Source organism: Streptomyces sp. NPDC058812 (assembly GCF_042744565.1).
GTDB lineage: Bacteria > Actinomycetota > Actinomycetes > Streptomycetales > Streptomycetaceae > Streptomyces > Streptomyces thinghirensis.
In genome coordinates this window covers 197,689-219,641 of the sequence record NZ_JBHYOB010000007.1, presented here as the reverse complement: position 1 = coordinate 219,641, position 21,953 = coordinate 197,689, and the positions used below count along the sequence as shown (strand labels likewise).

16 protein-coding genes and 1 pseudogene are annotated in these 21,953 nt (G+C 71.9%); 3 read left to right on the top strand and 14 right to left on the bottom strand.

Annotated elements, in window-relative coordinates:
• Positions 1-64 precede the first annotated feature (64 nt).
• The 5 genes and pseudogenes from ACFW48_RS16710 to ACFW48_RS16690 all read right to left on the bottom strand — a co-directional run.
• Positions 65-820 (bottom strand): annotated as a pseudogene (locus ACFW48_RS16710) (YbhN family protein); the annotation flags it as partial.
• A 152-nt stretch (positions 821-972) separates the two neighbouring features.
• The gene (locus ACFW48_RS16705; RefSeq protein WP_386315682.1) at positions 973-2,028 is read right to left on the bottom strand and encodes a hypothetical protein; all 1,056 of its coding nucleotides are present in this window, start codon (positions 2,026-2,028) and stop codon (positions 973-975) included.
• A gap of 395 nt (positions 2,029-2,423) precedes the next feature.
• The gene (locus ACFW48_RS16700; protein WP_386315272.1) at positions 2,424-3,644 is read right to left on the bottom strand and encodes a glycosyltransferase family 4 protein; all 1,221 of its coding nucleotides are present in this window, start codon (positions 3,642-3,644) and stop codon (positions 2,424-2,426) included.
• Positions 3,641-4,039: a 6-pyruvoyl tetrahydropterin synthase family protein gene (locus tag ACFW48_RS16695; protein WP_386315270.1), complete on the bottom strand. Its 399-nt coding sequence runs from the start codon at positions 4,037-4,039 to the stop codon at positions 3,641-3,643. Before ACFW48_RS16695 ends, ACFW48_RS16700 begins: the two co-directional genes overlap by 4 nt.
• A 149-nt stretch (positions 4,040-4,188) precedes the next feature.
• On the bottom strand, positions 4,189-5,169 hold the full coding sequence (locus ACFW48_RS16690) for a zinc-binding alcohol dehydrogenase (protein ID WP_386315268.1): 981 nt from the start codon (positions 5,167-5,169) through the stop codon (positions 4,189-4,191).
• Between the two features lie 109 nt (positions 5,170-5,278).
• Between ACFW48_RS16690 and ACFW48_RS16685 the strand changes: the two genes are divergently transcribed.
• The gene (locus ACFW48_RS16685; protein ID WP_386315266.1) at positions 5,279-6,052 is read left to right on the top strand and encodes a CDP-alcohol phosphatidyltransferase family protein; all 774 of its coding nucleotides are present in this window, start codon (positions 5,279-5,281) and stop codon (positions 6,050-6,052) included.
• 71 nt (positions 6,053-6,123) lie between these two features.
• On the opposite strand, the gene ACFW48_RS16680 is transcribed toward ACFW48_RS16685, so the two are convergent.
• From ACFW48_RS16680 to ACFW48_RS16660, 5 genes are all read right to left on the bottom strand, one after another.
• Complete coding sequence (locus ACFW48_RS16680; protein WP_386315264.1) at positions 6,124-7,005, bottom strand: GNAT family N-acetyltransferase; 882 nt, start codon at positions 7,003-7,005, stop codon at positions 6,124-6,126.
• Positions 7,006-7,307: 302 nt separating this feature from the next.
• Positions 7,308-8,540, bottom strand: coding sequence for an MDR family MFS transporter (locus ACFW48_RS16675; protein WP_386315262.1), 1,233 nt, complete (start codon positions 8,538-8,540; stop codon positions 7,308-7,310).
• Complete coding sequence (locus tag ACFW48_RS16670; protein ID WP_386315260.1) at positions 8,537-10,327, bottom strand: ABC transporter permease subunit; 1,791 nt, start codon at positions 10,325-10,327, stop codon at positions 8,537-8,539. The genes ACFW48_RS16675 and ACFW48_RS16670 overlap by 4 nt, the downstream gene beginning before the upstream one ends.
• Before the next feature lie 3 nt (positions 10,328-10,330).
• Positions 10,331-11,839 (bottom strand): ABC transporter substrate-binding protein, encoded by a 1,509-nt coding sequence (locus tag ACFW48_RS16665; protein WP_386315258.1) that lies wholly within the window; start codon positions 11,837-11,839, stop codon positions 10,331-10,333.
• A gap of 101 nt (positions 11,840-11,940) precedes the next feature.
• Positions 11,941-12,477 (bottom strand): GNAT family N-acetyltransferase, encoded by a 537-nt coding sequence (locus ACFW48_RS16660; RefSeq protein ID WP_386315256.1) that lies wholly within the window; start codon positions 12,475-12,477, stop codon positions 11,941-11,943.
• A gap of 343 nt (positions 12,478-12,820) precedes the next feature.
• Between ACFW48_RS16660 and ACFW48_RS16655 the strand changes: the two genes are divergently transcribed.
• Complete coding sequence (locus ACFW48_RS16655) at positions 12,821-13,945, top strand: hypothetical protein (protein ID WP_386315255.1); 1,125 nt, start codon at positions 12,821-12,823, stop codon at positions 13,943-13,945.
• 550 nt (positions 13,946-14,495) lie between these two features.
• Entirely contained in the window at positions 14,496-14,624 is a 129-nt protein-coding gene (locus ACFW48_RS16650; RefSeq protein ID WP_386315253.1) for a DUF6408 family protein, read from the top strand.
• A gap of 53 nt (positions 14,625-14,677) precedes the next feature.
• Here ACFW48_RS16650 and ACFW48_RS16645 read toward each other — a convergent pair whose 3' ends face one another.
• The 4 genes from ACFW48_RS16645 to ACFW48_RS16630 form a co-directional block, all read right to left on the bottom strand.
• A complete protein-coding gene (locus ACFW48_RS16645; RefSeq protein ID WP_386315251.1) occupies positions 14,678-16,819 on the bottom strand; it encodes a DUF2075 domain-containing protein in 2,142 nt (713 codons plus the stop codon).
• Between the two features lie 119 nt (positions 16,820-16,938).
• The gene (locus ACFW48_RS16640) at positions 16,939-18,828 is read right to left on the bottom strand and encodes a DNA/RNA helicase domain-containing protein (protein ID WP_386315249.1); all 1,890 of its coding nucleotides are present in this window, start codon (positions 18,826-18,828) and stop codon (positions 16,939-16,941) included.
• 182 nt (positions 18,829-19,010) lie between these two features.
• Entirely contained in the window at positions 19,011-20,030 is a 1,020-nt protein-coding gene (locus ACFW48_RS16635) for an alpha/beta hydrolase (protein WP_386315247.1), read from the bottom strand.
• 62 nt (positions 20,031-20,092) lie between these two features.
• On the bottom strand, positions 20,093-21,724 hold the full coding sequence (locus ACFW48_RS16630; protein WP_386315245.1) for a phosphodiester glycosidase family protein: 1,632 nt from the start codon (positions 21,722-21,724) through the stop codon (positions 20,093-20,095).
• Positions 21,725-21,953 lie beyond the last annotated feature (229 nt).

The following is a 21,953-nucleotide window of genomic DNA, read 5'->3' as shown; positions in this document are numbered from 1 at the left end:
CGACCCCGGGCAGGCTCGCCACGAGGCTGAGCACCCCGTAGACCACGGCCACGCCCAGCCCGGTGCCCGCGCCCAGCCCGGCCGCCCCGAACGCCCAGGCGGTGACGCCCTCCCGGGGGCCCCATCCGCCGACGTTCAGCGGCAGTCCCATGGCGAGCAGCGCCAGTACGGCCAGCGGCGTCAGCACCGCGACGGAGGCGCCGCTGCCGGCCACCCGGGCGGCGAGGACGAACATCGCGAGGTGCCCGGCCAGTACGACGACGGACGACACGGCGACCCCCGGCAGGTTCCGCCGGGACAGCAGCCCTTCGCGCGCTTCGCGGAGCGTCGCCCGCAGGGCCCCGGCCGCCGCCCGCCCCCTGCGGGAGGCGGCCCGGTGCATGCGCAGAGCGAGGACGACGGCGAGCGCGCCGAGTACGCCCATTCCCACGAGCGGTGCGAGGTGCCGGGTCCCGGCCCGCACGGGTGACTCCATCGTGAGCAGCACCGCGACTCCGACTGCGATCAACGCCACTTGCCCGGCGGCCCGTTCGAGGACGACGGCCCGCACGCCCCGCCCCAGGTCGCCGGCGCTCCGTCCGTGCCGTACCGCGCGGTGCACGTCGCCGAGTACGCCGCCGGGGAGGGCGGCGTTGAGGAACAGCGCGCGATAGTAGTCGGCGACGGCCGGCCCGAGCGGCAGCCGGATGCGCAGCCCCCGGGCCACCAGGGCCCAGCGCCAGGCGCTGAACACCGTGGTGACCAGTCCGATCCCGAGTGCTGTCAGCAGCGTGGGAGCGTCGATCCGGCGCAGCCCTTCCAGGAAGACACCGGTCCCCATCCGCCACAGGAGTACGGCGAGGATGGCGACGCCGGCGAGGATGCCGAGGTGGGTGCGCAGGGCGCGGCGGCGGGGGCTGTCGCCGATGGCGGCCGCGTCCCGGCGTACCGCCGTCGGCAGGGTTCCCGTCCCCGCCGGTGCCGTCGGTGCGCTCACGAGACCCCGCCCGTCGGCCGGCACAGGGCCAGCAGGTCGGTGTGGTGGACGACGACGCGCAACTCCCCCGCGGCGCAGGCCGCGAGACGCTCGCCCAGGTAGCGGGCGGCCGGTTCGCGCAGTGCCGGGCGCTGTTCGACGGCCGCGCCGACCCAGCCCCGTAGCCACTGGGCGGTGAGCGCGGCCTCGCCGGGGCCCAGCCGCCAGGGGCTGGGGTGCGCCCGTACCGTGGCGCCGTGCTCGGCGAAGGCCTCCGCCGCCACGGTGACCGCGTCCGGTCCGAGCATGCCGGTCCGCCGCTGGTGGGCGTTGAACGCGTCGGCGATCTCGGCGTCCAGAGGGTGGGCGGGGGTGAGGTCGACGCGCCCGGCGACGGAGAGGGTCAGCAGGGCGGGGCAGCCGGCCGAGGCGCAGGCGGCGGCGAGAGTGCCGACCTGCTCGCCGGTGAGGACGTCGAGCAGCGCGGACGCCGTCACCAGCGCGGCGCCGGCCAGCGCGTCCGGGGTGAGGCGGCCGAGGTCGCCGCGCCGGGTCTCGACGGTGACGCGGCTGCCGTCGGCGGCCGAACGAGGGGCGGCGACGGCGGCGAAGTGCAGGAGGTAGGGATCGTGGTCGTGCAGCACCCAGTGCTGGGCGCCGTCGAGCAGCGGGGCGAGCCAGCGTCCCATCGATCCGGTGCCGCAGCCCACGTCGTGCACGACCAGCCCGTCCGCCCGCCTCGGCAGGTTGGCGAGGCGGATCCGCAGCGGGTCGAGCAGCTCGCGCGCCCGCGCGGCGGCATCGGCGGGCTCGCGGAGCCGTAGCCATTCGGGGGCGTAGCGCGGAGGTTCGCCGGGGCGCCCCGGGGCCGCCTCACGCAGGCGGAGGGTGGCGCGCTCGGCGGAGGGCAGCCCGGGGCGGTCGGTGAGCGACTCGACGGAGGGCCGCCCAGGGCCGTCGGGGACCGACTCGGCGGAAGACCGCCCAGGGTCGTCGGCCGGCGACTCGACGGAAGCCTGCCCAGGGCCGCCGGCGACCGACTCGGCGGAAGACCGTCCGAGGCAGTCGGCCAGCGACTCGACGGAAGACCGCCCAAGACCACCGGCCAGCGACTCAACGGAAGCCTGCCCAGGGCCGCCGGCGACCGACTCGGCGGAGAACCGTCCGAGGCAGTCGGCCAGCGACTCGACGGAAGACCGCCCAAGACCACCGGCCAGCGACTCGACGGAAGCCTGCCCAGGGCCGCCGGCGACCGACTCGGCGGAGAACCGTCCGAGGCAGTCGGCCAGCGACTCGACGGAGGACCGCCCAAGACCGCCGGCCGGCGACTCGACGGAAGGCTGCTCGGGGCGGCCGGTGAGCGGATCGGCCGGGCCCGCGCCCGGGAGCGCGCTGTTCGCCGGCTCGGGGGCGTCCTGGGGGCCGGGCTGGGCCGGGATCACCCGCGCGGCCGGTGTCGTGGTCTTCCTCATGCCGCCCTCCGGGGTTCGCTCGGCAGCCGGTGCAGTACTCCGGCCAGGCTCTGGGCCGTGGTTGCCCAGCCGTCGAGGGCGGCGCGGCGGCCGCGTGCCGCGGCCTTCAGCCGGCGTCGTACGTCCGCTTCCCCGAACCAGCCGCGCAGTTCGGCGCCGAGCGCGACAGGGTCCTCCGGCGGGACGAGGATGCCGGGCACCCCGCCGTCGGGAGCCCGCCCGACCGCCTCCGGGAGGCCGCCGACGTCCGTGGCCAGTACGGGGATGCCGCGCGCGAGGGCCTCCGTCACCGCCATGCCGTACGTCTCGGCGTACGAGGTGAGGACCATCAGGTCGGCGGTGGAGTAGGTGGCGTCCAGTTCCGCGCCGGCCCGCGGTCCCGCGAGAACCAGCCGGTCCTCCAACCCGTGCCGCGCGATCAGCGCCCGCAGCCGGTCGACGTACTCCGGGTCCTGCCCGAGCCCGCCGACGCACACGCAGCTCCACGGCAGGTCGGCGACCGCCGCCAGGGCCTCCACCAGCCGGTGCTGGCCCTTGCGGGGTGTGACGGCGGCGACGCACAGCAGCCGGGAGACGCCGTCGGTGCCGGGCGCGAGGGGCGCGATGTCGGCGCCGGGGGCGGCGACGTGGACGCGGACCGGGTCGAGGCCGTGGTGGGAGACGAGGCGCCGGACCGCCCAGTCGCTGGTGGCGACGACGGCCGGGACGGCCCGCAGCACCGCGCGTTCACGCGCGTCCAGTTCGGCGGCCACGGCGGGGTCGAGGCCGGTCTCGTCGCCGAGCGGCAGGTGGACGAGGACGGCCATGCGCAGCCGCTCGGCCTCCGGGACCACGATCTCCGGCACACCGCAGGCGACCAGCCCGTCGAGGAGGACGACGGCGCCGTCCGGCAACCGGCGCAGGAGGCGCGCGAGTTCCGCGCGGGCGGGGCCGTCCGGCCGTGGCCAGTCTCCGGCCACGGGCAGACCCCGTACCCGCCAGCCGAAGCCCGGCAGGTCCAGCCGCACCCGCCGGTCGTAGGCGTTGCCGCCGCTCGGCGCGGCCGGGTCGTCGACTCCGCCCGGCAGGACGAAGTGCACGGAGCGCAGGGACATGGGGACGATCCCCCCGTTCCTCGGGGCCGAAGTCGGCGCGGACGTCTGTGCGGGGACGTAGGTGAGCCGGGTGCGTCCGGCGGCGGTCGCACCGGTCGTCGTTTCGACGGACGTGTCGGTCACAGCGCACGCTCGTAACTCGCCCAGGCGACGTGCGACTCGTGCAGGGTCACGGTGAGGCCGGCCAGACCCTTGGCCCCCTCGCCGAGCCCGCCCTTGTGAACGCGCTCGGCGAGCCGGTCGGCGATGACCTTGGCCAGGAACTCCGTGGAGGTGTTGACGCCGGCGAAGTCGGGTTCGTTGTCGAGGTTGCGGTAGTTCAGCTCGCTGACGACGGCGGCCAGTTCCCGGGTGGCCAGTCCGATGTCGACGACGATGTTGTCCTCGTCCAGCTGCTCGCGCCGGAAGGTGGCGTCCACCAGGAACGTCGCTCCGTGCAGGCGCTGCGCGGGCCCGAAGACGTCGCCGCGGAAGCTGTGGGCGATCATGATGTGATCGCGGACGGTGATGCTGAACAACGGACGACCCTCCAGGTGTGGCACGTCTGATCCCCCGCCGATCGGTGCGCGGGGTGCCGTCTATTACGGCTCGGTGCCTTCCCTTGTTCAGCGGCCCGTACGTCTTTTCTCAAGGTCAGGCGCCGATGCCGTCCCCGGCGGCTGGAGGGTCAGTCGCCGGGGTACCGGATCCGGTGGCACAGCGCCGGGATCTCGCCGGAGGCCAGTCCCGCCAGCACGTCCGGCAGTTCGGTGAACACGGACTCGCCGGTGACGAGCGCGTCGAGCGCCGGGTCGGCGAGCAGGCCGAGGGCGAGGGCGAGCCGGTCGGCGTACGTGCGGGTGGCGCCGCGCGCCGGGGAGACGGTGCCGACCTGGCTGCCGCGCAGGGTCAGGCGCCGCGAGTGGAAGGCCTCGCCGAGCGGGAGGGCGACGCGCCGGTCGCCGTACCAGCTCAGTTCGAGGACCGTGCCCTCGGGCCGCAGCAGCTCCAGCGACCGGGCGAGGCCCGCCTCCGTCGCACTGGCGTGAACGACGAGGTCGAGGCCGCCGAGGGCGTCGGCGGGGGACGCGAAGCCGACCCCGAGAGCCTCGGCGACCTCGGCCCGGGCCGGGTCGGCGTCGACCAACTGGACGCGGACGCCCGGGAAGCGGGCCAGCAGTGCGGCCACCGAGCAGCCGACCATGCCGCCGCCGACCACGGCGATCCGGTCGCCGACCAGGGGCGCCGCGTCCCACAGGGCGTTGACGGCGGTCTCGACGGTGCCGGCGAGTACGGCCCGCTCGGCGGGGACCTCCGGGGGCACCGGCGTGACGGCGGCGGCCGGGACGACGTACCGGGTCTGGTGCGGGTACAGGCAGAAGACGGTTCGCCCGACGAGGTCCGCAGGGCCCTCCTCCACCACGCCGACGTTGAGGTAGCCGTACTTCACCGGCCCGGGGAAGTCGCCCTCCTGGAACGGCGCGCGCATGGCCGCGTACTGGTTCTCGGGCACCCGGCCGCCGAAGACGAGCGTCTCCGTGCCCCGGCTCACGCCGCTGTAGAGCGTACGTACCAACACCTCGTCCGCCGCCGGTGCGGACAGTTCGACGTCGCGGATCGCGCCCCGGCCCGGGGATTCGAGCCAGAACGCACGTGCCATGCCTGTCATCGGATGTCCTCCTGAACGATCGGGAAGCCGCCCACGTACCGAGGGATGCACGAGCCGCGCACAAGGCAGCGGCGTTGATCGACTCTGTCACACGGCCGGAGGGTGTTCGGTGACCCTGAACAACACGTACGACGCGTACGACGCGAGGCCCGTTCAGCAGGAGACCGCGGTGGGAGCGGGCGCGCAGATCCTGCTCCTGTCGCTGCTCGGCACGGCGATCGGGATGGGCACGGCGGGCTGGCTGACCGGCCTCGCGTTCGCGTTCGCGACCTGGGCGGTGCTCTCACGGGCTCTGCACCGCTCCCGGCTGCCGTCGTTCGGCCCGGCCAACCGGGTCACCCTCGGCCGGGCCACCCTGGTCGGCGGGGTCACGGCCCTGGTCGCGGACTCCTTCCGCAGCGCGCCGCCGGTCTCCCTGCTCGTCGGCCTGACCGCCGTGGCCCTGATCCTGGACGGCGTGGACGGCAAGGTCGCCCGCCGCACCGGCACGTCGTCGCAGCTGGGCGCCCGCTTCGACATGGAGGTCGACGCGTTCCTGATCCTGGTGCTCAGCGTGTACGTCGCGATGGACCAGGGTCCGTGGGTACTGCTGATCGGCGGCATGCGCTACGTGTTCGTCGCCGCGGCCCGCGTGTGGCCGTGGCTGACCGCCCCATTGCCGCCGAGCACGGCCCGCAAGGCGGTGGCCGCGCTGCAGGGCGTGTTGCTGCTGCTGGCGGGCGCGGAGCTGCTGCCGCACGCGGTCAACACCGGGGCGGTCCTGCTGGCACTGGGGCTGCTGGTGTGGTCCTTCGGCCGGGATGTGCTGTGGCTGTGGCGGACGTCGCGGACGCGGAGCGCCGCCCCGGCGGCCGAGGCGATGCGGGAACTCGTCGCTCAGTGAGGCTTTTCGGGTGGCCGGCGATCGGCTCCGGCCCGTCCGCGCCCGCCTCCGCGTCCGTCTACTCGTCGTCCCTACAGATCGAGCTGGTACTGGAGCGTCGTGTGTGTGGGTGCGTAGCCCAGACCGTCGTTGACGCGTCGCATGTACGTGTTGCTGTCGGCGGTGTCGGTCAGCAGCCCGCCGAGTTCCGGATGGTTCTGGCGGGCCTGTCGGATCGACTCGGCCTTCATCCACCGGGCCAGGCCGTGTCCGCGGTGCTCGGGCAGCACGCCGGTGCCGTAGTGCTGACCGTCACCGGTGCCGTCGCCGGGGACGACGAGTTCCGTGAAACCGGCGATCGAGTCGTCCGAGGTGTCGATGGCGACGACGGTGTGCAGATGGTCGCCGCGATCGTCGATGGCCTTCGCCGCTGCCCTGACCCGGTCCACGTCCCAGACCACGATGCCGTGGTCGGCGTCGTCCATGGGCATGTCGTCCATGGCACGCCGTGAGGCGGCGAACGTCCGGGCCAGGTCGTCGGGCACGGTTCCCTGCCAGGAAACCAGCCGGTAGCCGGGGCACGGACGCTCGACGATCTCGTCGAGCGCAGTGACGTCCACGTCTGCCAGCGGCAAGCGGGCGAACCGCAGGGTGAGGACCTTGCGGAAGCCGCGGGCCGACAGGAAGTGGTCGCCGGGCGATCCGGCCTCGCTCTGCGCGACAACACGGCGTCGGGTGTTGTCGCGAGCGGCGGCCACCGCGGCGTCGACAAGCCGCGTGCCCACGCTCTTGCGTCGCTCCACGGGGTGGACGTGGAGGGACAGTTCGGCCAGGTGCTCCTGTCCGGCGCTGGTGAACAGGCGCAGGAATGCCGTTCCCACAGGGGTGGAATCGGCGTCGGACGCCAGCCATGCGAGACGCCGGTCGTGCGGCCCGTGGGTGGGGTCGGTCAGTGGGGTGATGCGAAGCGACAAGGTGTCTCCGTCGTGAGGAGCTGGGAAAGGTCGGTACGCGGGCTCAACTGCCGGGCAATCCTGCGCATGTGCTCCACACCTCCTCGTCGACGACGCCGGCCCGGTGGAACAGGGCGGCTGGGACAAAGTAGCGGTCCCTCCGCCTCCTGATCAACGGGTTATATCCCGCACGGCTCCTTACGCGGCTGCCACATGGCTCCTTGCACGGCTGCCGCACGGCCCCTTGGAGGAGCCGCAGGAGCCGCGCGCCGAGATCATCACGCTGGCGGCAGGCCAGGGCCGGTCGAAGGTGCCCGGGCGGCTCAGTGACGCCGAGGCAGCACCCCCACCGCCGCCAGCGGTACGGCGGCCAGGACCAGCCACGGCACGGCGACCGGCAGCCCGCTGTCCAGCAGCAGTCCGGTCGCGGAACTGCCGGCCAGCACGATGAGCCCGGAGACCGAGGACAACGCCCCGGTGTACAGCCCGAGCCGTCCGTCCTCGGCGAGGTCCGGAACCCAGGCACGGGCGACGGGCGCGACGAGCATCTGCCCGAGGGTGAGCAGCACGACGAACCCGGCGGCGGGCACGAGCCCACCGGTGCCCGTCCACCCGGCGGGCCGCGCCACCGCCACGACGGCGAACCCGGCCGCGATCAGCACCAGCCCGACCACCATCGACCGGCGCGGGGGCAGCCGCTCCCCCGCCCACCGGGTCACCGGCAACTGCGCGGTCACCACCAGCAGCGAGGACAGCGCGAACAGCCAGGCCAGCGGCGCCTGCGAACCGGCGGCGCGCTCCACCTCGGCGGGCAGCGCGAGGTAGAGCTGGTTGTAGGCGAGCAGATAGGCGCCGTACGCGCAGCACAGCGCGAGGAAGCGCCGGTTGCGCAGCAGCAGCCGCGCCCCGCCCTTGACCCGGACCCGCGCCCGCCCGGCAATGCGCTGCGGCAGCAGCCACGCGTGTCCGGCGAGGACGAGCACGAAGACGCCGGCGCCGGCCAGGCACGCCGTGCGGAAGTCGACGGCGAGCAGCAGAGCCCCCAGCAGCGGCCCGACGAAAGCCCCCGCCTGTCCGGCGACGGTGAACAGCGCGAGCACCCGGGTCCGGTCCCCTCCACCCTCCTCCTCCCAGACGACGGCCTGTCTGGCGACCTCGGACTCGACGGCCGGCGAGAAGAGCGCGGCGGCGAACCCGATCAGCAGCACGGCAGCGACAACGGCCCAGGTCCGCTCGGCGAACCCGAGCCACCCGAACCCGGCGATCCGCAGCACGCATCCGGCGAGTACGACCGGCCGGATGCCGTACCGGTCGGCCAGCGCCCCGCCGACCACGAACAGCCCCTGCTGGCTGAAGGTCCGCAGCCCCAGCACGAAGCCGACCAGCCACCCCGCCATGCCGATGCCCTGCCCCAGATGCTCGGAGAGGAAGGGCAGGACCGCGAAGAAGCCGATGTTGAAGGCGAGTTGGGTGACGATGAGCAGCCGGAGCAGTGGGGAGAGCGGGGCCCCGCGGCCGGGAGCCCTCACGAGCCGGCCGATGGACGGTGCGGTCATCGGGCGCCGGCCAGTTCCTTCTCTTCGACGGCCGCTGGGCTGACGACCGGGGACGTACGCCGAGGCCGCCGCCGGGGCCGCCGCAGCCCGCCCGCGGCGGTGACGGCCAGCGCGCCGAGCAGGGCGAGGACGGCGGCGGGGGCGAGGACGGCCCAGGGGGCGCGCTCGGCGTAGGGCTGGTTCTCGGCGAGGAGCAGGCCCCACTCGGGGGACGGCGGCTGGGCACCCAGGCCGAGGAAGCCGAGGGAGGCGAGCGCGAGGGCGACACCGGGCAGCCGCAGCAGAGCGTGCCGGACGACGGGGGGCAGGACGGCGGGCAGCAGTTCGCGGCACAGCAGGTACCACCGTCCGGCGCCCAGCCCCCGGGTGGCGGTGATGTGCAGGGTGGCGCGTTCCTGCCGCAGCAGCGAGGAGGTGTGCGCGGCGAGCGGCGCCCACGCGACGGCGGCCACGGCGAGGGCGGGCGTGGCCGTTCCGCTTCCCGCGACGGCGGTGACGAGCAGAGCGGCCAGCACCGGCGGTACGGCGTTGACGGTGTCCACGAGCGGTGCCGACACCCGGGGTACAAGACCGAGGAGTACGCCCGCGAGCAGCGCGGCGGCGGTGATGGCGGAGGCGAGGAGCAGCGTGTCCAGAGCCCCGTGGCCGACGCGGGCGAGGAGGTCCCGGCCGAGGGCGTCGGTGCCGAAGGGATGATCGGGGGAGGGCGCCCGCAGCCGCTCCCCCGTGTCGAGGGCGAGCGGGTCGCGCGCCAGGCCGAATCCGATGACGGCGAGCAGGACGACGCCGTAAAGCAGGGGCAGCGGTCCGCCGGCGGGCGGGGCGGGCCGGTGCAGGGAGGAGAGGGAGCCGTCGCGCAGGGCGGGTCCGGTGAGCAGGCGGGCGGCGACGCGGGTGGCACCGGTCGCGAGCGCGGCGAGGAGGACAAGGACGAGGGTGCCGGCCTGGAGGACGGGCAGGTCCTGGGCGAGGGCGGCCTGGAGGGTGGTGCGGCCGAGCCCGGGGATGTCGAAGACCTGCTCGACGGCGACGGCCCCGCCGGTGAGGCCCACGACGAACAACCCGAGGTTGGGCAGCAGCGCGGGCACGCAGCGCCGTACGGCCTGGCGGGCGATGGACCGCCCGGTCAGCCCACGCGCCGCCGCGGCCAGCGCCCACGGCTCGCCGAACGCGCCGGGCAGCAGATCGTCGAGCAGCCGCCCGAGCACGGCTCCGGCGGGCAGCCCGAGGGCGAGCGCGGGCAGTACGGTCCACTGGGGCCCGTACCACCCCAGCGCGGGCAGCCATCCCAGCTGCACCCCGACGACGGTGGCGAGCACGGAGGCGACGAGGAACTCGGGCAGTGAGGCGATCACGGCGGAGGCGGTGCCGCCACGCCGCCGCCCACCGAGTCGCCGCCGGGCGCCGAGCTTGAGCGTGCGGGCGCAGATGAGCCCGGCGGTGAGGGCGGCGACGAGGAGCGCGACGGCCATGAGCAGCAGGGAGGCCCCGAGCGCCTGGAGCACGTCGGGCAGGACGTCGCTCCCGGAGATCCACGACCGCCCGGCATCACCGCGCAGGAGCCCGCCGAGCCACTGCCCGAGCAGGTGCAGCGGCCCGTCGTCGAGCCCGAGCTGCGCACGGATGTCGGCGAGCACCTCGGGGGTGGGTTCACGCTCGGCCGACCGCGCCTTGAGCACGGTGTGGGCCGGATCGGTCCGCGTCAGCCACGGCAGCAGCCCGATCCCGCACACCAGCCCCGCCGCGAGGACGACCCGCCACACGACGGTGGCCACCTGCTGCCGCACGGTTCAGCGCCGTGTGCCGGTGCCGACGAGGGTGCGCTCGTACGGGTCGAGGACCACGCCCTGTACGGAGCTGCCGACGCCGGTGATGATCCGCTGGTGCACGAGCGGCACGACGGCGTCGCTGCCGAGGATGCGGGCCTCGGCGGCCATGGCGGCGTCCTGCCGCTTCGCGGTGTCGGCGGTCTGCTCGGCCTTGGCGACGGCCGCGTCGACGTCCTTGTCGCAGAGCTGGGCGATGTTGTAACCGCCGTCGCAGGTGTAGTCGCTGGCGAGGACGGCGACGGGGTCACCGGTGTCGACGAGGGTGTTCCGGGCCAGCACGAACGCGTCGAACTTCCCCGCCAGGGCGTCCCCCTCCAACCGCGAGTACTCGCGGACGGTGAGCTTCACCTTGAACCCGGCCTTCTCCAGCTGCTGCTTGACCACCTGGGCGACCTCGGGCAGCTCGGGCCGGTTGTCGTAGGTGGCGAGGGTGATGGTGTCACCGTCGGCCTGCTTGGCCGCCGCGCGTCCGACGGGTTCGGTCCGCTTCCCCTCGGCCCAGGTCACGGCGGGCCCGTAGACCCCCGCACCCGGGTCGGCGTACCCCTCGTACACGTCCTTGGCGAACACGGAGGTGTCGACGGCGGTACGGGCGGCGGCCCGCAGCCCGGCGTCCTTGAAGGCCCCGGACGAGGCGTTGAGGAGCAGGCTGGTGGTCCGGGTGGTGGCGGTGTCGCGCCGCGTCTTCTCGTCGAGGGTCGCCGCCTGGGCCACCGGGATCGCCTCGGCGATGTCGAGCTCGCCGGTCCGCAGCGCGTTGGCGCGCGCGGTGCCGTCGGCGATGAAGCGGGCGTCGATACCGGAGGCCTGGGCGCGGCCGCCCCAGTAGTCGTCGAACCGGTCGAGGGAGGCGGAGGTGGCGCCGTTGACCTTGGTCAGCTCGAAGGGGCCGGTGGCGGTGCCGACGGGGTCGACGCGGCCGCTCTTGCCGTAGGCCCCGGCCGACAGCACGGCGAGGCTGGGACTGGACAGCCGCAGCGGCAGTACGGGGTCGGGCTCGGCGGTGGTGATCCGGACGACCCGTTCGCCCTGGGCCTCGGCGGTGAGGGTGACGCCTGCCAGGGCGGCGGGCGCGGGTTTGGCGTCGGTGGCGTGGGTGAGCGAGTCGGCGACGGCGGCCGGCGTGACCTCGCCGCCGTCCTGGAAGGTGGCGTCGCGGAGGGTGAACTCCCAGGTCTTCTCCCCGTCCCGGCGCCAGGACTCGGCGAGCGCGGGGGCGGCACTGCCGTTGGCGTCGAGCGCGGTGAGGCCCTCGGTGACGGCGAGGCGGCTGAGGAGGGTGGCGTCGGCGCCGTACGGCGAGAGTCCCTCGGCGGGCGGGAAGGCGAGGGCTACGCGGAGACGGGAGCCGTCACCGCCGCCCTCCCCACCGGGGCCGGAGCCGTCACCGCCTCCGGAGGCGAAGCAGCTGGATATCAGCGGGATGAGCAGGAGGGGGGCGAGCAGCCGGGGGCGGCGGTGGGAGCGCATGGTCCTCGGATCGATCGGGGCGGGGCGGGCGAGCGGGGCGGGCGAAGGCGCAACGAGGCGGAGACTACATGACAATCATTTCCATCGACTGCCCGCCCCCCTCACACCATCGGCACGTCGAAGTGCACGATCCCCTGCCCGCCCCCCGCATCCTCCCGCTCGTCGTGCACGACCTTCGCAAGGGACCGCCAGAACGGCTCGGCACCGGTGACGGCCGGGTCGGTGTGCAGGTACACGGCCCGGTACCCGCCGTCGGCGGCGGCGAAGGCGAGCAGCTCGTCGACAAGCCGCCGCGCCAGCCCACGCCGACGGTGCTCGGGCCGGACGTACACCCGACGCAGCTGCGCGGTCACGCCGGAGGGGTAGCGCTCGGCGACGTGGCGAGGATTCGGGGGGTGCGCGGGACCACGGGAGTCGAGAGCACCGGTGGCGACGACCTCGCCGGCCGCGTCGACGGCGACGAGGAGGGTGTGCCGCTCGGGGGTCAGGTACGCGGCGCCCGGGTCGACGATGTCACCGTGCCAGCGCGGGACGTAGCCCGTGCCGAAGTCGCGGTAGACGGTGTCGAGCATGACGGCTCGGGCGGGGGCGAGGTCGACGGGGGCTGCGGTCCTGATGCTGTAGTCACTCGTGCGCACTTGCACATCTTACGCATTAACAGGGCCCCGCCCGATCAGTGCCCTGGCCTCTCTCAGGCCGAAGATGAACTCCTACACCCCACCCACCTCGCAGCAGCACTGAGCCTTCGCGATTTTCCGTGGTGCCGGGATGAAGGATCGCTCGGTGGTGCCGGAATGAAGGATCACGACGGAGGACAGCTCAACGGCACCAGCGCCCCACAATGTCGCGCTAGAGTTGTGCAGCTCACGGGACTTCCGGCCACATACGTGCTGGTTACTGAATCACCGTGTTGAGGCGCCAGCAGGCTTGCCCGAACGCGGCGACCTGGCTGGACGTTCAAGTTTCTGGGGGGAACTTGCCATGACCGAGAATCCGATTGACGCAGACGACACCGGTGGCCATGACGACGCCGACCGCAAGGTTGTCGAGCAGGAACAGGCCGAGATACGGGAGTTCGTCAAAGGGCTGAGCGCGGACGACATCAAGTCGGGCAACTGGTTCACCAAGCTCAGTGCTCAGGCCATGAGCTCCTACACCGCCAAGGTCGACTGGCAGTACTTCCAGGACCGGTATGCGGGCGTCCCCGCGGACGGCATCGTCGATCAGCGGATCAAGATGGCGGCTCGGTACGCGGCGCTCGAAGGCGGACTCTCTGCCGGGGCCTACACGGCGGCGGTCGCCGCCACCATCGGCAGCCTCGGTGGTGCCTCGCCGGCGACTGTCCCGGCCGCCGTCGCGACCCTGATGGTCGATGTCGCGTTCATCACCCGGCTCCAGCTCCGCCTGGCCTACGACATCTCGGTTCTCTACGGGGTGCCGCTCGACCTGTCCGACCCCGATGACATGTGGAAGCTCATTCGCGTGGCCTTCACGATCAAGAGCGGGGAAGCCGTCCGGGGAGGCGTGGTCAAGGCGGTCCCGGCCGTAGTGCGGCCCGTGATCAAGCGCTTCTACTCCAGAGCAACGCTGACCGCCGCGAAAGGGCTCCCCGTCGTCGGCAAGTTCCTCCTGCAGCGCAACGTCATCAAGATCGGCATCCCCCTCGTCGGCGTTCCCCTTGCGGTGGTGCTGAACCGCTACACCACGCAGCTCGCGGGACGGCACGCGCAGGCCGTCTTCCGGAACGAGGCGCGGGTGATCGAGGTCGCCGAGAACCTGAGCAAACGGAGCCAGCACCCGCAGTTGATGCTGTGGGTCGCATGGCTCGTCATCAGGGCGAACAGCAAGATCGCTGACGATGAGACGCTGTTGATGCGCCACCTGGTGAGGCTGGTCCGGGAGCAGCATCAGGTGGTCGACGAAGAGCTCGCTCACGTTGTCGACATCGACCCCGCCGAGGTGTGGCAGCGTATCGACGCCGAGCCGGGCGATCTGAGCGACATCCTCGACGCGGCCGACCGGGTGGCCACGGTGGACGGCACCGTCAACGCGCGCGAGAAGGCCGTCATCTCCGAGCTCCGAAAGCGTTGCCGCAACCGAGTCTGACCCCGTCATGCCCCCTCCGTACGGTGGCTCCCCGTACTCGGTCAGGTGCTGGCTCCCTGCGCTCCGCTCCCGGCCCCGTGACGGACTTCGTCATACCGCCTGCACACCGAGTCGGGCCACGGTCTACTCATCGTCAACACCCTCGCCGACCGTTGGGGCACTGAGCCGTACTCGCCCACCGGCAGGACGGTTTGGGCCGAGTGCGCCTTGTGACCAGGCCGCTTTCCCAATCGGCCATGTAGGCAGTGCGGACGCGATCCCGGAACCAGCGCTGACCGGAAACAGGCTCGCCCCCACTTCGCTGCCAATGTGCTCGCGGCTTGGGCAGGGCGGGTGGTTCCTTACTCCAACGACCGCGCAACTGTGCGTGAAGTAGGGTGGCTTGTGCTGCGCATCCTCCCGGGAGGGGTACGAGTGCGGAGTTCATGTGCCCATCGGAGGCATGTGAGCAGTGATGGTGAATCGCCGTGCGCATGCGTGCGGTGTGTGAGCGGATGCCCGGTGGGCCGTCCCCCCACCATTCCTGCTCACCGCCAAGGAGTGGTCACCCATGGACCCTGTCGAGTACCAGCCTGCGCGTTACGCCCGGTTCCGCAAGATCCTGGCGAACGTCGCCATCAATGTGGTTGCCAACCTGTTGGTCGCCGCCATGATGTCGGCAGTGCACCTGCTCTTCTGAAGCAGGAGCGTGGCGGGCTCCTGGGGGCCCGCCACTCCACTCGGCCCGAAAGCTCAGAACAACATCATCTCGTTCTTCCGCTTGGCCTTGTTCCATGCCCGCCGCGCTCGGCGGCTCCGCGAGCCCCCGCCATCTCTGAGGATCCTCAGCTCGGGCGGGATGGATTCCTGGGTCGGCCTGAGCCCGTGCACATCGGTCTCCCCGACCAGTCCCCTGATGTGCTGCCGGGTCTCCTCGTCGGTGGAGTAGAGCACGGTCGCCCGGCTCGCCCTGGTCAGAAGCACGTGATAGGCGTGGCGGACGCAGCGGGCGAAGTCGTCGTCGTCGAGCGTGCTCGTGCGCACCTTCGGATCGAGCGATCCTGGTTTCGTCACCCGGTTCACCCCGGCGTCCGCATCCTTGCGCTGCTTACCGCGCTGGAACACCCAGCGGTCGTTGCGCCAGACCATGTCATCGCCCATGATCACCCCGCACCAGTCCCACTCGAGCCCTTGCGCCGTGTAGACACAGCCGATCTGCCCGATACCGGCGTCGTGCACGGGCCAGATCCTCGACGGCGGCTCGCCGTTGGCGCAGAAGGAGTCACTCGACGCGTTCCACGGGCGGTGCCAGTCACCGATGCGCACGTCGTTCTCGAGGTTCTTGCCCTTGTCCGGTTTACTCCAGGGCCAGCAGTATCCCGCGACCATCCGGGCGGTCGCACCAGCCTCGAACTCGGTGTGGACGATGCGCTCCATCTCGTCGGGGGTATCGACGACCTCGATGTGCATGAGTCCGTCCGGGACCCACTCGTAGGCCTCCTGCGGTGACACACCGAGCAGTGCACGGGCCCAGCGGATGTACGCGTCACTGCCTCCGCACCGGTACTGCTCCACCAGCCGGTAGTGACGGAAGACGGCATCATGGCGTCGCGCGGCGTCCTCGATGAGCTCCGCTGTGCCCACCTCGTACGGGCGCACGGTTTGGGCCGCGTCGAGGAAGAACACGGTCAGGCGAGACGCCTCGAGGAGTTCGTCCACCTGTGGCTTGGTGCCCTGCTTCTCCGCGGGAAGGCGCCAGTTCTTGGACATGTCCCGGAGCCGGTGTGCCTCGTCGCAGATCAGCACGTCCAACGGTGGCTCGGGCGGGTTCACGAAGCTGCTGAAGTACGCGAAGCGCTCCCGGAACTCGGATTCGGTGTATCCGACGTTCTCCTTGATCGCGGCGTTGAAGGCCCTCGATCCGCTCGCGTACTTCACCGTTCGGCCGGCGGCTTCGAGATCGGCTCGCAGCTGAAGCCCGATAGCGCTCTTCCCGGTGCCGGCTCCCCCTGTGACCAGGAAGACCGCACGCTGCGGACGGGGAACGAGCGCCTCCCGGCCCGGGGCGCCCAAAATCAGTTCCGAAGCTTCGAGTACGTCGTCGGCGACCTTCTTCTGCCGGCCCCTCAGCGTGAAGACCGTGTCCTCACCGTTCGACTTGACCATGGCGTCGAGCAGCGGTGTGTTCCGGAGGTTCATCCGGTGCAGGATGTACTCGGCCGCCGAATACTCGTCCTCGTCGGTGAAGTGGCGCTGCAGGTCCTCGAGGAGCCTGGCCCGGCTGTCGATCGTGTACGTGCGGGCGTAAGGCCCCGTGGGTGCATCGACACCGAGCAGTGGCCGGACGGATTCGTCCGTGGCGTTGTGCAGGTAGGCGAATCCGCCACATTCGAACTGCAAGCCGTTCAGCGGGCCGGTGGGCCCGGTGAACAGCGCGTGGTACTCACCGAGCTGAAGAGCAGGGTGGCTGACGGGATCCTCGATCCCCGGTACGTACACGAGGTCGGCCGTCGCGGCCTCCACCCTCGTCACCGACGACCATTGCTTCAGCTCGACGAGCTGCACGGAGAGGGTGCCTTCCGCGGGATGCCTGCCCACGAGGACCACATCGATCTGACCGTGCTTCTTCGTCGCCCCTTCCGAAGCGTCCACGGTGGGCGAACACTCGACGATCATCTCGACGTTGCCACGTTCGGCAGCGACCAGGTCTTCCGCCAGCGAGACGAGACTGCGCGCCCACGCCGAGCGCTCGCCGTCAGAGGACTCGCCTCGCTGGAAGTGCACCCAGCGGGCCGCGAGGTGGGGCACCAGGCGGCGCCGTGTGTTCAGAGCTAGCAGGTCCCGTGCCGCTAATCGCAGCAGGAGCATGGACACGAGGAGGATCCCCCAGAGCACGAGTGACTCGTGCGGGTGGGGGCGTGTCCATGCAGGAAGCCCGTCGGGCCGCAACCGGTACCGGGGATCTTAGACAGGCACCGGCTCGGCCCGGAAATCACGAGCGGAAACTGGCCCGTTCAGACGAACGAAGCCGGCTCCCGCGTCGAGCCTCCCGCGAGTTGGCGCAGCTTCGCCCGCGTCTCGGGGTCCGTGGACCAGACGATCGTGCCGACCATGCCTCGTGTCAGCAGCACCTTGTAGGTATTGCGGATCAGGCGGTCCACGTCGGCGTCCGGCGTGGACTTCTTGAAGACCGGGTCCTTGGAGGCCGCTCGGTCCGTGATCCAGCGGTCGCCGCGCCAGAGGAGGTCGGGCCCGATGATGACGCCGGACCAGTCGTACTCGAAGCCCTGGGCGGTGTAGACGCAGCCGACCTGAGCGAAGCCGGCCGGGTCGGTGGCCCACAGGGCGGCGGGGGGTGCGCCCGAGACGGAGCGGTCGCCGCGTAGGTTCCAGGGGCGGGCCCAGTCACCGATGACGACGTCCAGCGGGAGTGGGTGGCCGGGCTTGGGCTCCGGCGACCAGCGCCAGCAGTAGCCGGCGGACATGCGGGCACCGTAGCCCTGTGCCCGGCGGGACTCGAGGAGCGCTTCCATCTCCTGCGGGCTGTCGGCGACCAGCAGTTGCATGCGGTCGTCGGGTTCCCACACGACGGGGCCGCCGGGTTCGAGGCCGAGGAGACGGACGACCCAACGAAGATAGGCGTCGCTACCGCCGCAGCGGAACTGACTCTCCAGTGGGACGACATGGCAGGGGATGCCCCTGTTGGCCGCTGCCGCCTTGATGTCAGCCACGGTGCCCATCTCGCCCGGACGAACCACTTGGTGCTCGTCGAGGAGGAAGACGGGCACATGGGCGACGTCGATGAGTTCGTCGATCTGAGCCTTGCCGGTCCGGTGCTGGGCACGCGTGTAGCGGTTCGCCGATGTCTCACGGATGCGGTGCGCCTCGTCGCAGATCAGCACGTCCAAGCTGTTCTTCTCGGCGGTCATGAAGCTGTTGAAATACTTGAACAGGTCCTGTACCTCCCGCTTGCGCGAGCCGGCGACCTTCCGCATCGTCTTGGTGAACGACTGGGAGCCGGTGGCGTGCAGGGCCGGCATCCCACGCCGGTACAACTCGCCGAGCAGTTGGAGAGCGATCACGCTCTTGCCGGTGCCAGGCCCGCCGGTGACGACGACCACCTCCTTGCGGTCGGCGCGCTTGGCCTGCTCCACCGCGTTGAGCACCGCCCGGTAGGCGACCTGCTGCTCGTCGAGGAGCACGAACTGTTGACGTTCGCGCACCTCCTCGGCTGCCACGGACATGAGCTGCTTCGACGGCACCGTGGCACCCGACAGCAGTTCGTCCGCAGCTCGGGCGCCGGAATGCCTGTCACTGAGCTTCGAACGAAGATGGTCGAGGAACTCGCCGCGGCGCTGCCCCGTGAACAGAAGTCCGCGACCGTCACGCTCGATCTCCCGAAGACCGGCCACGTCGAACTCCGTGGCGTTGTGCAGGAACGCCACTCCGCTGACCCGGTGTCCGTGTTCGGCCACCGCTCCGTTGAAGTTGACCAGGTAGTCGCAGTAGCGGCGCACCTGTTCGATGGGGTTGAGGACAGGATGGGCATAGGGGGCGACGTGGCACAGTGTGGGGTCGTCCTCGTCGGGCAGGACCTCGCTCCACTGCTTCAGTTCCACCACGACGTACGACGGCTCCCCGGTGGAGGGATGCACTCCTGCGAGCACGACGTCGGCCCGCTTGCTGTTCAGCGGGAGCGCGTACTCCAGCATGACCTCCACGTCGCCCAGACCCGCGTCGTTGAGCGCGGCGGCCAGGACGGGAATGCTGCGCTCCCACGAGCGCACCTCCGGAGTCCCGGGGCGGTAGCCATGCATGTGGACGAACTGGTCAGTGAGGTGCAGGAACAGCGAACCGTCGAACGCCATGACGGCGACCGTTTTCGCGGACGCGCGGAACAGCAAGGACTTCCCCCAGGCAGCACGAAATGACTCGTGCGGGTGGGGGCATGTCCTTCGAGACTCCACCGAAGTGGAGCGGAAGCCCGTCGGGCCGCGTTGACGATGATTTTGAGGTTACCTTGTGGCACTGACGGCGACCCCTGGTGGCCATGGCGGCAGTGAAGTTTCGCGTCCGGGAGCCTGCCTCAACGCTCGACCCCCAACGCTCCCAGCAACATCGGCAGCGAAGCATGCAGCTCCCGCTCCCAGTACGCCCACCCATGGGCCCCCGGCCCGTAGAAATTGGTGGTCACATGCCTCGCCCCCACCCGCCGCAGCTCCGCCGCCAGGGCATGGTTCTGCCGGTTGAAGTCCGCCTCCAGCGCGCTCACGCTCCCCGGCGCATCCAGCGGCCCCGTCGTCCCGTCACCGCAGGACAGGTACACCGGGATCGGCCTGAGCCGTTTGGCGAGGTGGAAGGGGTCGCGGGCCTGCCAGATCCGGCGTTGTGCGACCGGGTCGCCCCAGACGCGGAGGGGGTCGTTGTGCTGGCCGGCGAAGAAGCCCATGATGCGGGTCACCGACTCGTCGTCGAGGAGGGGGTGGGCCGAGCCGGAGTAGGAGGCCGTGGCCTTGAACATGCCGGGGTGGCGGGCGGCGTAGAGGAGGGCGCCCTGGCCGCCCATCGACAGGCCGGCCACCGCGCGGTCGCGGCCGGCGCCCCAGTCGCGTTCCAGGAGGCGGCGCAGCTCGACCGTGTGGAAGGTCTCCCACGCGGGGTCGCCGCCCCCGCCGTGGTTCCACCAGTCGCTGTACCAGCCGTTCCGGCCGGCCTCCGGCATGACGACCATGACGTCGCGCAGGCTGTCGGTCTCCGCGACGTCGGTCATCGCGGTCCACGAGGTGTAGTCACCGCAGCAGCCGTGCAGCAGCCAGAGGGTGGGCCAGTGCTGTCGGTGGCGTCGGTCGTGCGGGTTCCAGCCGTCCGGGGTGAGGAGGCGGACGTTGACCGTGCGTCCGCCCAGGGCCCGCGACCGGACCGATAGGTCGACTAGGCGGTCCGCGACCTGGGTGACGGCGACGACTTCGGCGCCGGGGCGGGCGATGTCCGGCTGCCCCGCGGCCAGGGCCGGGGCGGTCGGCGTGAGGGTGGCCAGGAGGACGGCCAGGACCAGGAGGACCCTGGCTCTGAGGGGGGACGGGGCGGTTGGCACGTTCGCGAACACGGCGGCTCCCTGGGGTGGGCTGCTGTTCGTCGCGCTGTGGTGCGGGGGGTCTTCTGCGGAAGCTAGGAGTCAGTGCCGTGGCTGCGGGGCAGCACCAACAGGGCGTCTCCGATGGCGCGTTCGCCTGCCGCGTCCGAGGGGTCGTTGATCACGTCGCCGTTCGCGACCATCGTCGTCGAGCCGCCGCCGTCGAGGTTGACCGCGTCGCGCAGGCCCAGTGACTTGGCGACCCCGGCGCTCTCTCCGATGCTGAGCCCGAGGGAGTTCGTGCTGCGGCCGTCGGCGGTGACGAGGACGGTGCGGCCGGCGGCGTCGACTCCGGCCAGCGTGCGTGGGTTGCGCTTGTGGACCCAGCCGTAGTACCAGCTCGGGTCGCCGGGGTGGACCATGCCGTCGGTGGCGGGGGTGATGTGGAGCCTGCCGTCGCGGACCAATTCGGGGCCGGCGTTGAGGATGTCGGTCCGGGGGGAGGGTGAGACACGGTGGCCGCGTTCGTCGAACAGGGTTGTGCTGACGCGGAGGCGGTGGCCCACGTGTGCGAGGGCGGCCAGGTCGGCGACGCGGCCACCGGTTGCCTGGATGGAGCTGCCGCCCGGCGGGAGCGTTCCGCCTCGTGGTGAGCGAAGCTCCACGACCCGGTCGTGAGCGTCCAGTACGGCCTCCAGGCCCTCGCCCTGGGGCGTGTGCCGGCCGTAGTCCGGTGTGAAGGTGACCAGGTCGTCGGGGTTGGTGCAGGTGACGTCGTGCAGGGGCCGCGAGGTGGGCGCGTCGCCCTTGGTGCCGCCGCAGTTCCGGATCAGGCCCGGGACTCGGTTGACGCCGTTCAGGTGGAGGGTGGAATCGCGACCGGTGACCCGGCCTCGCCAGATGAGACGCGTGACCTGCGTTCGCCGGCCGTTGTCGTGGATCACCAGGCCGGGACGTCCGGCCACCGGTTCGCTGAGCAGGCGTCCGTCGTACACGCCCACGCCTGCCGGGTCGCCCGGTGCGCCCGCCTTGGGGTCGAGGACGAAGAAGCCGGCGTTCACCGCGGCGGTCGCGTCGGCCGACGCCGACAGTTCGCTGGTCGTCTCGCGGTTCTCCAGGTCCGGGCCGTACGACGCGTCGAGGCTGCCGCGGAATCCGCGCGGGTCGATGGTGAGCACGTCGACGTGCCATGGGCCGCGGTCCGTGGCGTCGCCGTCCCAGCCGGTGTACACGGCGGATCCGGTGTGACCGGCCGCTCTCAGGCGTGCGCGTTCGGACGTCGCGGCAGCCTGTGAGTCGTACGCTCCGATGCGGACTCGCCAGCCGAGGGTGCCGCCCGCGTAGTCGGCCACCTTCGGCGTCGTCACCTGTTCCACCCGGGCCTGGAAGCCGTCCCGTTCCAGCTCGGCGGCCAGTTCGTCGGCGCTCGCCCTGTCCTTGAGGGCGGTGGGCGGCGCGTCGGGGTCCGGCGACGTGTCGCCGCCGGGGATGGAGACCTCGACCGTCCAGTGGAGTGCCGGGTCGTCGGCGTTCCCGCGCACGATGCGGGTGAGGGTGACGCCCGGCTGGAGGGTCGTGGTGGTGCGGGTCTCGGGCAGGTTCGAGGGGCCCAGGGGCAGGGTGTGCGGTTTCGGTGGTGGCGCCGGGGACGATGCCTGTGCCGGCAGTGCGCCCACCGTGACCAGGACGCCGAGGACGGCACCCGCACCGCACAGTCTCTTCTTCATCTGCACCGCCTGGATCGAAGACCGGGGACGAACACGCGCCATCCTCTCCGCTCACCGCTGACACGGACATGGACAGCCGCCCAACGTCCACTGCACAAGTGGCGACCGGTTCCGGACCGACGTCAAGGTCGCGGCCGGCGTCCGGGGGCGTTGTCAGTGGCCGCCGATAGATTCGGTCTCGTTCCGCCGAGGTGGCGTGAACATCCCCTTTCGCATGCATGGGAGATGG

What these genes read in the sequence shown, in the direction of transcription:
- ACFW48_RS16690 (WP_386315268.1), bottom strand. Translation starts at nt 5,169, where the DNA reads ATGACAGGCATGGCACGTGCGTTCTGGCTCGAATCCCCGGGCCGGGGC.
- ACFW48_RS16650 (WP_386315253.1), top strand. Translation starts at nt 14,496, where the DNA reads ATGGACCCTGTCGAGTACCAGCCTGCGCGTTACGCCCGGTTCCGCAAG.
- ACFW48_RS16630 (WP_386315245.1), bottom strand. Translation starts at nt 21,724, where the DNA reads ATGAAGAAGAGACTGTGCGGTGCGGGTGCCGTCCTCGGCGTCCTGGTC.
- ACFW48_RS16655 (WP_386315255.1), top strand. Translation starts at nt 12,821, where the DNA reads ATGACCGAGAATCCGATTGACGCAGACGACACCGGTGGCCATGACGAC.
- ACFW48_RS16665 (WP_386315258.1), bottom strand. Translation starts at nt 11,839, where the DNA reads ATGCGCTCCCACCGCCGCCCCCGGCTGCTCGCCCCCCTCCTGCTCATC.
- ACFW48_RS16675 (WP_386315262.1), bottom strand. Translation starts at nt 8,540, where the DNA reads ATGACCGCACCGTCCATCGGCCGGCTCGTGAGGGCTCCCGGCCGCGGG.